General features: G+C 58.7%; 13 protein-coding genes. 8 read left to right on the forward strand and 5 right to left on the reverse strand.

Features of this window, described 5'->3' with window-relative positions:
* Nucleotides 1-35: 35 nt before the first annotated feature.
* The 4 genes from VG146_14830 to VG146_14845 form a co-directional block, all read right to left on the reverse strand.
* The gene (locus VG146_14830; GenBank protein ID HEV2393624.1) at nucleotides 36-692 is read right to left on the reverse strand and encodes a hypothetical protein; all 657 of its coding nucleotides are present in this window, start codon (nucleotides 690-692) and stop codon (nucleotides 36-38) included.
* Between the two features lie 257 nt (nucleotides 693-949).
* Nucleotides 950-3328, reverse strand: a complete 2379-nt coding sequence (gene feoB / locus VG146_14835) for a ferrous iron transport protein B (protein ID HEV2393625.1) — start codon at nucleotides 3326-3328, stop codon at nucleotides 950-952.
* Nucleotides 3329-3349: 21 nt separating this feature from the next.
* Nucleotides 3350-3592: a FeoA family protein gene (locus tag VG146_14840; GenBank protein ID HEV2393626.1), complete on the reverse strand. Its 243-nt coding sequence runs from the start codon at nucleotides 3590-3592 to the stop codon at nucleotides 3350-3352.
* A gap of 3 nt (nucleotides 3593-3595) precedes the next feature.
* Nucleotides 3596-3895 (reverse strand): FeoA family protein, encoded by a 300-nt coding sequence (locus tag VG146_14845; protein ID HEV2393627.1) that lies wholly within the window; start codon nucleotides 3893-3895, stop codon nucleotides 3596-3598.
* Nucleotides 3896-4109: 214 nt separating this feature from the next.
* On the opposite strand from VG146_14845, the gene VG146_14850 reads away from it, so the two are divergent.
* Nucleotides 4110-4541, forward strand: coding sequence for a cupin domain-containing protein (locus tag VG146_14850; GenBank protein ID HEV2393628.1), 432 nt, complete (start codon nucleotides 4110-4112; stop codon nucleotides 4539-4541).
* A gap of 330 nt (nucleotides 4542-4871) precedes the next feature.
* On the forward strand, nucleotides 4872-5213 hold the full coding sequence (locus tag VG146_14855; GenBank protein ID HEV2393629.1) for an RNA-binding protein: 342 nt from the start codon (nucleotides 4872-4874) through the stop codon (nucleotides 5211-5213).
* A gap of 119 nt (nucleotides 5214-5332) precedes the next feature.
* Here VG146_14855 and VG146_14860 read toward each other — a convergent pair whose 3' ends face one another.
* Complete coding sequence (locus tag VG146_14860; protein HEV2393630.1) at nucleotides 5333-6931, reverse strand: aldehyde dehydrogenase family protein; 1599 nt, start codon at nucleotides 6929-6931, stop codon at nucleotides 5333-5335.
* Nucleotides 6932-7052: 121 nt separating this feature from the next.
* Between VG146_14860 and VG146_14865 the strand changes: the two genes are divergently transcribed.
* From VG146_14865 to VG146_14890, 6 genes are all read left to right on the forward strand, one after another.
* Nucleotides 7053-7862, forward strand: a complete 810-nt coding sequence (locus tag VG146_14865) for a transporter substrate-binding domain-containing protein (GenBank protein ID HEV2393631.1) — start codon at nucleotides 7053-7055, stop codon at nucleotides 7860-7862.
* 5 nt (nucleotides 7863-7867) lie between these two features.
* Nucleotides 7868-8656 carry an amino acid ABC transporter permease gene (locus VG146_14870; GenBank protein ID HEV2393632.1) on the forward strand — a complete coding sequence of 263 codons (789 nt, stop codon included), beginning with the start codon at nucleotides 7868-7870 and terminating at the stop codon, nucleotides 8654-8656.
* On the forward strand, nucleotides 8646-9377 hold the full coding sequence (locus tag VG146_14875) for an amino acid ABC transporter ATP-binding protein (GenBank protein HEV2393633.1): 732 nt from the start codon (nucleotides 8646-8648) through the stop codon (nucleotides 9375-9377). Before VG146_14870 ends, VG146_14875 begins: the two co-directional genes overlap by 11 nt.
* 73 nt (nucleotides 9378-9450) lie before the next feature.
* A complete protein-coding gene (locus VG146_14880) occupies nucleotides 9451-10545 on the forward strand; it encodes a hypothetical protein (GenBank protein ID HEV2393634.1) in 1095 nt (364 codons plus the stop codon).
* Complete coding sequence (locus VG146_14885; protein HEV2393635.1) at nucleotides 10542-11273, forward strand: methyltransferase domain-containing protein; 732 nt, start codon at nucleotides 10542-10544, stop codon at nucleotides 11271-11273. The genes VG146_14880 and VG146_14885 overlap by 4 nt, the downstream gene beginning before the upstream one ends.
* A gap of 611 nt (nucleotides 11274-11884) precedes the next feature.
* Nucleotides 11885-12535, forward strand: coding sequence for a hypothetical protein (locus VG146_14890; protein ID HEV2393636.1), 651 nt, complete (start codon nucleotides 11885-11887; stop codon nucleotides 12533-12535).
* Nucleotides 12536-12602: the final 67 nt, after the last annotated feature.

Below are 12602 nucleotides of genomic sequence, written 5' to 3' on the forward strand. Positions count from 1 at the left end.
CTCGCGCCGGCTCCAACAACTCTAAAACGCGTCCGCTATTTGGGCACCGTGGTGGCGTGGGCGAGGCGGGCGAGGTCCATGTTGCCGGATTGCTCGACGTTGTTGGAGCTAACCGACAAGGACCGCTGGTCGCTGAATCGCCAGACTTCCGAGTGGCCATCGGCAAAACAGAGGCTGTAGCTGAAGTTGTGGCGCTGCTCGGAGACGGCGGGGAAATCAAACCACATGTGGCCGCTGGGGTCGGTGATGAAGAAGCCGTCATTGATGCTGCGTTGGTCTTCATCGAGCAGCACCCACATCTCAGAGGGGCGGCGGATTTCGGCATCTTTAGCAAAGAACGGGACGTAATCGACAGCGGTAGGCGGAATGACGGTCTGGTCGTTACGGGCGCCCATGAAACAATTCATCGAATAGCTGCGCACGGCATGAACCAGGTTGCCGTCGATGATTTTGCCTTGATCGGCTGGGCAATGGTAGATGGAGGGGCTCTGGTTGTAATGATAGAGCTTGCCCTGGCGAATGAGATCGAGGTTCACGGCCTGGTTGGAAATCGACATGTCGCCCTGGACCCACACGTCGGGGCTATCGGGCGAAGAGGGAACCAAGGCGCCGGCGTTGTCGTTGTAATACATGACCCACGCCAGGCCGAGTTGGCGCAGATTGGAAGAGCAGGCAGTACGCTGCGCTTTCATTTTGGCTCGCCCGAGGATAGGCAAGAGGAGCGCGGCGAGGATCGCAATGGTTGCAATTACCGCCAGGAGCTCGAGGAGCGTGAAACCTCGGCGCCGAATTGACTGACCCGAATTCATTGAACGCCAATTCTGCAAGGCTTGGCTGTGCAGGATAATATAGTTTAAATAATGGAGACAAGGCAAGAGAATTATCTCTTTGCGGGAAAGAGACTTGCGACCGGAACGAACTCCAACAGGCGAACGTCGAACATCGAACGTCACCCCCACCCAAATAAATGCCCCAGGCGGTAGGTGACAAAGGCCAGGCCCCAAGCCAGCACTCCCATATACAGCCATTGGAACAGGGGCCATTTCCAGGAATTGGTTTCGCGCCGGACAATGGCCACGGTGCTGACGCATTGCAGCGCAAAGACATAAAAGACCATCAAGGTAATCGCCAACAGAGGCGTGTAGAGCGGTGAACCGTCCGGGCGGGTCTGGGCCTTGAGTGTCTTTGCCAGGCTGTTCATGCTGGACTCGGAGCGGTCGTAATTGCCCACGTTATAGACTGTGGACATGGTGCTGACGAATACTTCGCGCGCGGCGAAAGAGGAGACAATGCCGATGCCCATTTTCCAGTCAAAACCGAGCGGGGCAATGAGCGGTTCGATCAGCCGTCCCAAATGGCCGGCATAACTCTGCCGCAGTTTTGCGCCGGCCTCTTCGGTGTCCAGGGCGGCCAGTTGCGCAGAAGCGGAAGGAATGGCGGCTGACGCGCCCGGTTGTTGGCGCGCATCCAGTAGAATGGCGGCGCGGCGGGCGGCGTATTGGCTGGTAATATGGGGGTCGTGCGGGTAAGTGGCCAGGAACCACAGGAGAATGTTGATGCCCAGAATGACCGTGCCGGCGCGGCGCACAAAGAGCTTCGAGCGGTCCCACATGTGCCGCACCACGACGCGCGCCAGCGGTCGTTTATAGGGGGGCAACTCCATAATCAACAGCGGCGTTTCGCCTTTGAGCAGGGTCTTTTTGAATAGCCAGGCCATCAACAGCGCGACGACAATGCCCAGGAGATACATCGAGAGCATGGTCAGGCCCGCCAGCTTGAGCCATCCAAGGACGGTAATGTCGGGGATGCAAGCGGCAATGAGCAGCGTGTAAACGGGCAGGCGCGCCGAGCAACTCATCAAGGGCGACACCAGGATGGTGACGAGGCGGTCTTTGGGACTCTCGATGGTGCGCGTGGCCATGATGCCCGGGATAGCGCACGCAAAGGAGCTGAGCATTGGAATAAAGCTTTTACCGTGCAACCCCACCTTGCTCATGAGGCGGTCCATGAGAAACGCCGCGCGCGCCATGTACCCGGTGTCTTCGAGAAAGCCAATGAACAGGAAGAGCAAAAGGATTTGCGGCAGGAACACAATGACCGCCCCTACCCCGGCGATGATTCCCTCGACCAGCAGGCTGTTGAGGTCCCCTGGCGGAATGAGCCGGCTGGTGGCGCCACCCAGCCAGTTCACGGCGGATTGCAGCGCGTTCATGGGGATTTGCGCGAAGGTGAAGATGCTCTGGAACATCACCAGCATGATGGCGACGAAAATGATTGTGCCCCAGACCTTGTGGGTCAGCACCCGGTCGAGCCGGTCGCTGAAGGTCTGGCCGGGAGCCGACAACTCGGTGGTGACAGCGCGCTGAATGGCCGAGATGCGTGTATAGCGTCCTTCAATGGCTGCGCCGCGCCAATCCACTCCGGCCGCATCGAGCCGGGCGCGAGCGGCCAGGACATCGGCCTGCACAGCGGCCGGGTAATGCGCGCCGCTGGATGTCAGCGCGTTTTCATTGTTCAGGATGAGCATGGCCTCGGCGCCTGCCTGCGCCCGCCGTTCAGGGAACAGGCGGCCCAATAGGGCGGCGAGGTTCGATGTTTCCTTTTCGATGGCTTGAGGCAGGTCGCAAAAAAGGGCGGATGCCCGGGCCGCCGGCTTCTGGCGGATTACCGAAATGATGCGCTGTTTGAGGTCGCTGATTCCTTTGCCTTCACTGGCGATAATGGGAAGCACCGGCACGCCCAACTCAGCGCCGAGCTTCTCGATGTCGATGAGCAGGCCGTTGCTTTCCATTACATCGACCATGTTCAAGGCGATGATGGTGGGATAGCCCAGCTCGATGACTTGCGTTGCGTAATAAAGGTTGCGCTGCAAATTCGATGCATCGACTACCACAACAATCAGGCTCGGAGCGGGCAGCTCGGGCAGACGGTTGAGCAGGACATCGCGCGAGATTTGTTCATCGAGCGATTGAGGACTGAGACTGTAAGTGCCGGGCAAATCGAGCACGCGCGCGTTCAAGTCCGCAGGGGCGCCCAGCAGCCGCCCCTCCTTGCGTTCGACGGTGACTCCGGCGTAGTTGCCGACTTTGGCGCGCAAACCTGTCAGCGCGTTGAATAGTGTTGTTTTGCCCGAGTTTGGGTTGCCGGTTAAGACGATGAACAACGGGAGCTTGGCCGAGAGTCGAGAGGTGGGTGGCTCAGCGTGTGAGGGCGCGATGCCGGTATGGAGGTTCGAGGCCCCGCCTGACGGCTCGACTGCAGGCGAGGCAGTGGTCGCTGCCACAGGTAAAACGGGCTGCCCCTGGGCGCTGGGAGTTCCGGGACTCATTTGACCTCTGCTCCCGAGCGCCTATTCGGTGGGTTGAACGAATATCTGCTCGGCCTCGTGCTTCCGCAGGGTCAGATTGTAACCGCGAACCTTGATTTCAATTGGGTCGCCCAGCGGGGCAAATCGAACCAGCTCGACTTTCGTTCCGACGAGCAGTCCCATTTCCATAAGGCGCGGACGCCTGGCCGGCGGCAACTTGATCTCGGCGACGGTTGCCGAGTGGCCTGCAGGGACAGAACTCAAGGGCTGAAGAACCGGCGGCATAAATTACTCCTCGGTGAACGAGCCCTGCACAGCCTGAACAAAGATCGAGTCAGCCAGCTTTTTGCTGATGCCAAGCCGCGCGTTGCAGACCTGGCAGATAAAGCTGGATTCGCACGCAACTAATTTGATTTGCTGGTCCTCGCAAAAACCCATTTCACGGAGGCGGTCGCTCATTTCTGGAGTGGTAGAAAGGCGTTTGATGCAGACTGTCATGCCCGCCTGGACCCGGCTCAGGGGGCAAACGCCCGGCCCGGCGCATTGGCCCTCGAGAATGAAAATATTTTGACGCGGTTGTCTTTTCACCACCCGTCCAGAATAGGCTAATAATGACTCGGTTGCAAGGGGTATGGTGGATGGGTTTCGAGTCCCCACGTCCTGTGGCCTTGGATTTGGGCGGCGGCGTCGGAGCGGGAGGACATCCAAAAGCGGCAGAGGACTGCCGCAGTCCAAGACGCTGGCGCGCTCTCTTGTACCATGCTCGCCAAAGCAAACCCGGTGTGCTATAGGTCCCACCAAAATGCCTGAATCCACGCTTTTGTCCGGCAAAGTCCATGTGCAGTCGCTTTTTACCGTTCATGGCCGGCCCGGGCCGGAAGCGCCCCGCCTGAAGCGCTTGTTTTTGTCCCAAGGCGAGTTGGCGCAGTTTTATGATGGAACCGAGGGCATCTGCTACATGGCGGCGGTCGAACTGCAAGCAGGCAGTGCGCGCGGGAATCATTTTCATCGAGTCAAAGAGGAGCAGATTTATCTCATGCAAGGCGAACTGAAGTTAGTTGTGGGCGATATCGAGTCCGGCGCGCGGGAATCCATCACGCTTAAGGCCGGAGACCTAGCTGTCATTTCGCCTCGAGTGGCACACGCCCTCCACACCCTCAGCCCTGGATGGACCATAGAATTCTCCACAACAAGGTTCGACCCTTCGGATATTCACCGATTTGACCTTTGCTGAGTAAACTGAGTTTTTGGAACTGGAACGGGGTCAAAGCCCGACGCTGGATTGAAAAATGTGTCCATTGCCCGCCAGGTTTTGTAGTTGTAAATAGCTGTGCATGAACAAACTGCGTCGCAGTGGGGTTAAACCCTACTTCTTTTTTCGTCGATAGGGCTTGCAATTTTTCCAAAAGGGCGCACTGTTCGGCAATCTGTCAGATAGCTTGTCGCTTCCACGGCCATGGTGAATCTTCAGGTGAACACAGGTTCAGTGACGATTTGAAACCCGATAGGCGGGAACAGTCTGGAGAAAGCAAGAGTTAGTCAAGGACAGGGAAATAGTTAATAGATGAGTGCAAAATTGTTTGTTGGAAACCTTAGTTTCAACATTACGGAAAACGACCTGCAGGATGCCTTTGCGGCACACGGCACGGTCCTGGAAGCAAACCTGATGATGGATCGCGCCACGGGCCGGCCACGGGGTTTTGGCTTTGTCACTATGAGCACGCCCGAGGAAGCCCAGAAGGCCATCGACGCGTTGCACGGCAAAGAACTAGGCGGCCGAGCCTTGACGGTCAATATTGCCCGTCCTCGTGAAGAGCGCCCCGGCGGCGGCGGCGGCGGTGGCCGGCGTGAGTTTCGTGGCGGCGGCGGCGGTGGCGGTGGCGGTGGCCGGCGCGAACGCTACTGAATTTCTGTTTCGTCAATCTCTGGAGGCCTGGAGGACCCGGGCCTCTCTTTTTTTTCAAAGCGGTAGAGGACTACCGCAGTCCAAAGCGCTGGCGCACCCTCTTGTGCCAGTCCTCCTTCTTACAAACCAATCACTACTGCTTTGGTCTCGGTATAGTGTTCCAGGACCTCGTGGCCCATTTCGCGGCCCCAGCCGGATTGTTTGTATCCGCCGAACGGCAGAGCGGCATCGAAGACGTTGTAGCAATTAATCCAGACCGTGCCGGCTCGGAGTGCTGCTGCAACGCGATGGGCCTTGGCGATGTCCCGGGTCCAGACACCTGCCGCAAGACCATATTCGGTCCCGTTGGCGCGCGGCATCAGTTCCTCCGCATCCGTAAACGGCTCGGCCACCACGACCGGCCCGAAGATTTCCTCCCGGACGATGCTCATTTTTGGGTTAACGTCTTTGACCACGGTGGGCTGGACGAAGTAGCCCTGCTCGCCGACCCGCGCCCCTCCGGTGACAAAGCAGGCGCCGTCCTGTTTGCCCTGGTGCAGATAGCGGGTGACGCGCATCAGTTGTTCCTCCGAAACCAGCGGCCCCATCTCGGTTTCCGGCGCTAATCCCGAGCCCAGCTTGATCTTCTTGGCGCGTTGCGCAATCCCGGAGACCACATCATCGAAAACTTCGCGTTCGACCAATAACCTGGAACCGGCGCAACAGCATTGGCCGTGATTGAAAAAGATCGCGTTGGCTGCCCCGTTTATAGCTGCCTCAAGATCGCCGGCATCTTTAAACACTATATTGGGAGACTTTCCTCCCAGTTCCAGCGTGACCTTTTTCAGGTTTCCAGCCGCCGCCCGCACGATGAGCTTGCCGACCTCGGTCGAGCCGGTGAAGGCGACCTTATCCACATCATCATGGGCTGCCAGGGCGGCTCCGGCGGTTTCCCCAAAACCGGTAACGATGTTGACGACGCCCGAAGGAAGCCCGGCTTCAAGCAGCAATTCGCCCAGGCGCAATGCCGAAAGCGGGGTTTGCTCAGCCGGTTTGAGCACGACACAGTTGCCGGCCGCCAGGGCAGGGCCCAGTTTCCAGGCCGCCATCAGGAGCGGGAAATTCCACGGAATGATTTGGCCAACGACCCCGAGCGGTTCGCGCAGCGTGAAGGCATGAAACTGCGCGCCCGGCGCGTAGGGGACGCTAATGGGGATGGTATTGCCTTCAATCTTGGTGGCCCATCCCGCCATGTAGTGGAACAGATCGGCTGCGAGGGGGACATCGGCGACACGCGCCACCGCGCACGGTTTGCCGTTATCGAGCGATTCCAATTCCGCCAGCTCGTCCGCATGTCCTAGAATCAGGTCGCCAATGCGCCATAGCAATTTGCCCCGCTCGCTTGGGGTCATTTTGCGCCAAGGCCCCGATTCGAAGGCGCGCCGGGCAGCCGCGACAGCGCGGTTGATGTCCTCCCGTTCGCTATCGGGCACCCGGGCGAGCACCGAACCGTCGGCTGGATTGACTGTGTTGAAGCTCTTCCCAGCCGCGCTGGGCGCCCATCGCCCGCCGATAAGGTTGTGTTTGGGGCGAGCCAGCCAGGCCGCCACCTCCGCCCGGATTCCATGGCCATTTCCACGCGCTGCGCTGTGACCGTTGCCGTGACCGGCGGTTGTTGAGGCGCGCTGGTTCTTAATGGCGCCGGCCTTCGATCGCTGATGAGAAGTGATGGTTTTCATAAAAGCTAATTTGGGCATGTCTTGGGTTCACTGCGAAAAAACCTGAATAGAACCTAGTCCCGGGATATGAAGAAGGCAAATGTGGAGTATTAAACGGTCTCCGTGCTACAATGCCGGGCGCATGAACAACCGCCCAATCGCCGCACCGGCTGCTTCTGTGAAGTGGTTGCTGGCGCTGGCTCTTTGCCTTGCCGCCCCGGGCTGCGCTCCCAACCCTGCGGCACGACTTGTCGTCGGGATGGAACTCAACTATCCCCCATTTGAGATGATTGATCCGCAGGGCAAGCCCTTCGGAATCAGCGTCGAAATGGCCGGGGCGCTGGGCAAATTTCTGGGACGCGATGTGCGGATTGAAAACATCCCTTTTGACGGTTTGATTCCGGCGCTCAAGACCGGCAAGATCGATTTGATTATTTCTTCAATGACAGAGACTCCGGAGCGCGCGGAATCGATTGACTTTTCCGAGCCGTACTTGCGGACCGGGCTTTGCCTGCTGGTCAACAAGTCGGCCCTGATCCGCTCTATTGCCGACGCGGATGAATCCGGCTTTCATATCGCGGTGAAGCAGGGGACAACCGGCCAGCTCTATGCCCAAACCCATCTGAAGCGGGCGCAGGTGCTGGTGTTCGACAAGGAGGATGCCTGCGTGCTGGAGGTCGTTCAGGATAAAGCGCAGGCCTTCATTTATGACCAGATGTCTGTCTTCAAGCATTGGCGGCAGCATCCCGATGCCACCCGCGCCCTGCTCGAGCCCTTCCAGGAGGAGGCCTGGGCCATCGGTCTGCGCAAAGGAGACGCCGCTCTCAAGACCCAGGTGAACCGGTTCCTGTCCGAGTTTCGCGCTCACGGCGGCTTTGAGGCTCTGGGCGAGAAATATCTCCCCGGCCAAAAGGAAGAGTTCAAAAAACTGGGCATACCATTTTATTTCTGATTCCTTTGAGGAGAATTCTCTTTGCACCAGTTAGCGCGGCCGACGGCTCGGCGCCGTGGTCTTCACGGGTTATTGGATTGCTGCTGGCGCTGTTGCTGGTGGCCTTTGTCTTTTACTTTTCGTTCCACCAGGTCGCCTACCAATGGAATTGGGGCGCCGTTTACAAGTACCGCCGCACGTTCCTGGAGGGGTGGTTGGTGACGATTGCCATCTCGCTGGTCTCCTTGGGCCTCAGCACCATTATTGGCGTGGTTTTCGCCCTGGTGCGCCGCTCCCGTTTCCTGCCCATGCGCTATTTCGGCCAGCTCTACATCGAACTGGTTCGAGGCACGCCGCTCCTGGTGCAAATTCTGATTTTTTTCTACATTGTGGCGGATGCCTTTCGCATCGAGAACCGGTATGTGGCGGGTGTGTTGATACTGTCCTTTTTCAGCGGGGCCTATATCAGCGAGGTGGTGCGGGCTGGAATCGAGAGCATCGGCCAATCCCAAGTCGAATCCGCGAAAGCCATCGGACTGACTCGCGCGCAAACGTATGGATACATCATTTTCCCCCAGGCGCTGCGCTTGACGCTGCCGCCGCTGGTTGGACAGTTCGTCTCGCTTATTAAGGATTCGTCGCTGCTCTCGATTATTGCTGTAAACGAATTCACTCAGGCCGCGCGCGATGTGAATTCGGTCACTTACAGCACCCTCGAATCCTACATCCCGCTGGCCTTGGGGTACCTGGTTTTGACCTTGCCGATTTCCCTCTGGACACGGGCCCTGGAAAAGAGACTCCGCTTTGAAACTTAGCATCCGCAATATCAGCAAAGCATTTGGACCCCACCGAGCATTGGATGGCGTGTCGCTCGAGTTGTCCGGGGTCCATAGCCTTGTCCTGGTGGGGCCATCGGGCGGCGGCAAAACGACCCTGTTGCGAATCCTGGCCGGTTTGGAAACACCCGATGCCGGGGAGTTCACATTGAACGGGGAGCGGGTGCGGTTCGATGAAGAGTCGCTGCTACGCCATCGCCGCAGTGTGGGTGTGGTTTTTCAGGCATTCAACCTCTTCCCGCACTTAACCGCATTGGAGAACATCACGCTGCCGCTCCAGAAGGTGCATGGCTACGAGGCGGCGGAGGCTATCGAGACCGCCCGGGGGCTGCTGCGGCGCTTCCAACTTCAAGCGCATGAGGCCAAGAGACCGGCCGCCCTCTCCGGGGGCCAACGCCAGCGGGTAGCCATTGCGCGGGCGGTGGCTATCAAGGCACGGGTGCTGCTCTTTGATGAGCCAACCTCGGCTTTGGACCCGGAGATGACCGCCGAGGTGCTCGATATGATACGGCAACTCCGCGCCGAAGGCTCCGACCTGGTGCTGGTCACTCATGAGATGGGCTTTGCGCGGGTGGTGGCGGACCGCGTCGCGTTCCTTGCCGACGGGCGCATTGTCGAGACGGGCGAAGGCGCGGCGCTGTTCGACTCCCCCACGACCGAGCAATGCCGGAGGTTCTTGGCAACGGTGCTGAAGTATTAGGCGGGTTGCGGAAAGTTGCAGACGCGCTATGCTAAGAGCCATGGGAATCCCTGGGTTTGATCTGGTTCGCCTCATGAAAACGGTGTTCCACCCCAAAGCATCCGAGCGGGTGGGTGTTTTTATCGACCTGCCCCAATTATCCGAGATCGATAATTGGAAATTCAAGCAAAACCCGGCGTTCATTACCCAGCGCATTGCCTATGAGGTATTTTATTTAGGGCTGCAGCAGCGCCGGGCGGAGTTGCCTTTCGCCACAATCGAATTTTATGCCTACGAGCCCACCGGCGGCAGCAACCTGGAGTTGCCGCCTGACGTCGTGAATCCGGAGGGCCGCAGGCTGCGGCTGGTCGAGGACGCGCTGGCCCACCTCGACATCGTGCTGTACTTCTCCACTTACTCCGCTACAGCCCCGTTGACAGCTCTCGCCAGGAAAATGGGCTTTCGCGGCGCCACCATGCACGGGTGCAACCCGATTATTCTTCAAAGCGGCCTGGCCAAGGATTACGAACAGGTCTCGCTCAAAGCCGAGCGCTTTCGCCAGGCCCTGACCCGCTGTGAGGAGGTGCTGGTTGAATTCGAAACGCTTGGCGGCACATACCGTCTGACGCTCCAATTGGGAGGACAGGAGGCGCAAAAGAGCCATGGCCTCTGCCGCACCCCCGGCGAAATTGCTAACCTGCCGGCAGGGGAAATCTATTGGGTCCCTACGGGCGCTGATGGGCAGTTTCCAATGAAACTAAAAGAAGACGGCACTCTGGCTCTGATGGAAGTGAGCGGGGGGCGAATTCGGGATGGGAGATTACTGCAAGGCAACGCGGAAAGTCTCGAGCGCGCCTTGGCGCTTTTCAAAGAGGACCCGGCTACGGGCCAGTTGGGTGAACTCGGTTTGGGCACGCAGGTCTTGCCGGTGGCCGGCGCCGATATCCAGGATGAAAAGATTCTCGGCACCATGCATTTGGCCACCGGACGGGATGATCATTTGGGCGGTGATTTGGGCCTCGCTCGTTTCAAAGACAAACGCCACGCCACGCACGAGGACATCCTCTTTGCCCCTCATAAAACCCCCGAGATTCACCTCAACGGCCTCTGGATGCGCAAGGACAAACAGGAGGTCCTTTTGCTCAAGGATTATCAGCCCACCGATTTTGTAAAACAGGTCGCTCTGTGACCTCCAATCCTTACGAGAGCAACCGTTACTTAAGCGAATATCTCCTGTTCCACTACGGGACGGCGCCGCAGCTCCGCGCCTTTGGTTGCCTTGCGCCTGAGATGCTGCGATTCCACAAGAGAATACGGACCGAATGCCTGCTGCCAATCCGCCGCAAGGGACACATTGCGGCGCTCGATTTGGGCTGCGGTGTGGGCCGCTTCACCTTCGAGCTGGGGCGCCTTGCGGACCAGGCAGTGGGGATAGATTTCTCCGGGCGCTTCATTCGCGCCGCCCGCCGGATGGCATCGGAGCGTCAGATTCAGATTCGGCTCCAGGAGACTGGCAAACAATTCCGCTCGCTCCGATTAACATTGCCCGCTGGGCTGCGCAAAAGCTCAGTGGAATTTCGGGCGGGTGACGCTATGGATTTGAGCCGCTACGCGGCTGGCCCGTTCCAGATTGTCGCATGTATCAATCTGCTGTGCCGGCTGCCGCATCCGGCCCGTTTCCTGGCCCAGCTTGAGCGGGTGGTCGCCCCGGGCGGTCAACTGGTGATTGCCTCGCCGTTTTCATGGCTCGAGGAATTCACGCCAAAAAATGAGTGGCTCACCAGCCGCCGGGTGCAGTCCCTGTTGCGCCCCGGGTTCAAGCTGGCGAAGCGGGTGGACCTGCCATTTTTGATTCGCGAACATCGTCGCAAGTATCAGTTGGTCATTTCCGAGGTGATGGTGCTGGTGAGGAGGTAATGGGCGCTTGATTTAAACTGATTTGCGGACCAACATGAGACGATGCGCAGGAAAACCCTGAATTTTACAGCCGTCACTTATCCGGATGCGGACAGTGATTGGCTCGGGCGCACAATCCCGAAACGGGCACGACCACCCAAGGCAAGAAATCCTGGAATAGATCAACACATGAGCGCTAACCAATCACTTCACTGACGCCGCGATGAGCTTTCTGTTTCATATCCGAGCCCAGGGGCCCGGCGCGAGTGAGTTTTACCGTTAAGCCACATCGAGCGTCGCACAAATTTATGCGTTGTTTCTATCACCAAGACAGAGAAGCGGTCGGCACCTGCAAGTCTTGCGGCAGAGGTTTGTGCCGAGAGTGCGCCGTCGAGCTTCCAAAGAGTTTAGCGTGTCGCGGACGCTGTGAAGCCGACGCACAGGCAGTCACCCAGCTGATTGACAGCAACATCCAGGTTTCAGCCACTTCGACGCGCTTGGTCCAGACGAGCCGAATAACCGGACGGAGCTAACCGCCGCCAGCGTCTTGGTTTTCGAAAGGGAAGGGGCGATGCGGGCGCCAGTATTCTCAGCGGCAGTAGGTCATCCGGCCCGTTGGGCCGCGACACGCAATGTCCCTTTCTGACATCTCGCTTATCCTTGCGCCACCCCGAGCCGTGGAGGCAGCATGGCAGTCGTCAGGCCTGGCGGAGATTCCTGCCAACGCATTACGCGACAGCAGCTCTTATGATCTGGTTCCACAAGCAAAAACGTTTCTCGACACGCTATACCATGCCGGTGGTGGACCTGCTTTTGAGGGGTTGTCCGGGATTCTTGGGCCTGCGATTGATGGGACTACGGCAGCGTGCTTTGGTCACGACTACATCCTGTTTCGCGAGGCCCTGCTCCGCTCGGATAGAGGCGCTTTCGACCGACTATTTGGCCCGTTCGTGCCTGGAGGCGAAGGGGCAGACCTCATCGACTGCTATGATCCGGAGAAGCTGCGGAAAATCGGGATATTTTTTCTTTATGTGCCGGAGCGCAGCGCCGCTTTGGCGGAACTCACACGTGTCTATTCGATGAACACACTCCTCGCGCTCTTAGCCGACCAGGGCGGAGAGCTGCCAGCCAAAACCGCCCATCGCTTGGGCGAGCTAACCGATCTGGAGAACATCCACTGGCGGGATGTTCTCACCCGGTATGAGCAGTTGACCGTGTTGTGGAGATCCGCCTTGCTCTGCGACTCCGCGAACGGGCGCCTACTGATCGGATATGTGGAATAAGAGCCCAACTATCCTCCCGCACTGGACGCGGCGATGACCATCATCTCGGATGTCGCCGTCGCCGCGC

It is taken from the genome of Verrucomicrobiia bacterium (assembly GCA_035946615.1).
GTDB lineage: Bacteria > Verrucomicrobiota > Verrucomicrobiia > Limisphaerales > UBA8199 > DASYZB01.

Excerpts from the sequence above, each read along its gene's own strand:
- VG146_14830 (HEV2393624.1), bottom strand. The coding sequence starts at position 692 with ATGAAAGCGCAGCGTACTGCCTGCTCTTCCAATCTGCGCCAACTCGGC.
- feoB (HEV2393625.1), bottom strand. The coding sequence starts at position 3,328 with ATGAGTCCCGGAACTCCCAGCGCCCAGGGGCAGCCCGTTTTACCTGTG.
- VG146_14840 (HEV2393626.1), bottom strand. The coding sequence starts at position 3,592 with ATGCCGCCGGTTCTTCAGCCCTTGAGTTCTGTCCCTGCAGGCCACTCG.
- VG146_14850 (HEV2393628.1), top strand. The coding sequence starts at position 4,110 with ATGCCTGAATCCACGCTTTTGTCCGGCAAAGTCCATGTGCAGTCGCTT.
- VG146_14855 (HEV2393629.1), top strand. The coding sequence starts at position 4,872 with ATGAGTGCAAAATTGTTTGTTGGAAACCTTAGTTTCAACATTACGGAA.
- VG146_14860 (HEV2393630.1), bottom strand. The coding sequence starts at position 6,931 with ATGAAAACCATCACTTCTCATCAGCGATCGAAGGCCGGCGCCATTAAG.
- VG146_14865 (HEV2393631.1), top strand. The coding sequence starts at position 7,053 with ATGAACAACCGCCCAATCGCCGCACCGGCTGCTTCTGTGAAGTGGTTG.
- VG146_14880 (HEV2393634.1), top strand. The coding sequence starts at position 9,451 with ATGAAAACGGTGTTCCACCCCAAAGCATCCGAGCGGGTGGGTGTTTTT.
- VG146_14890 (HEV2393636.1), top strand. The coding sequence starts at position 11,885 with ATGTCCCTTTCTGACATCTCGCTTATCCTTGCGCCACCCCGAGCCGTG.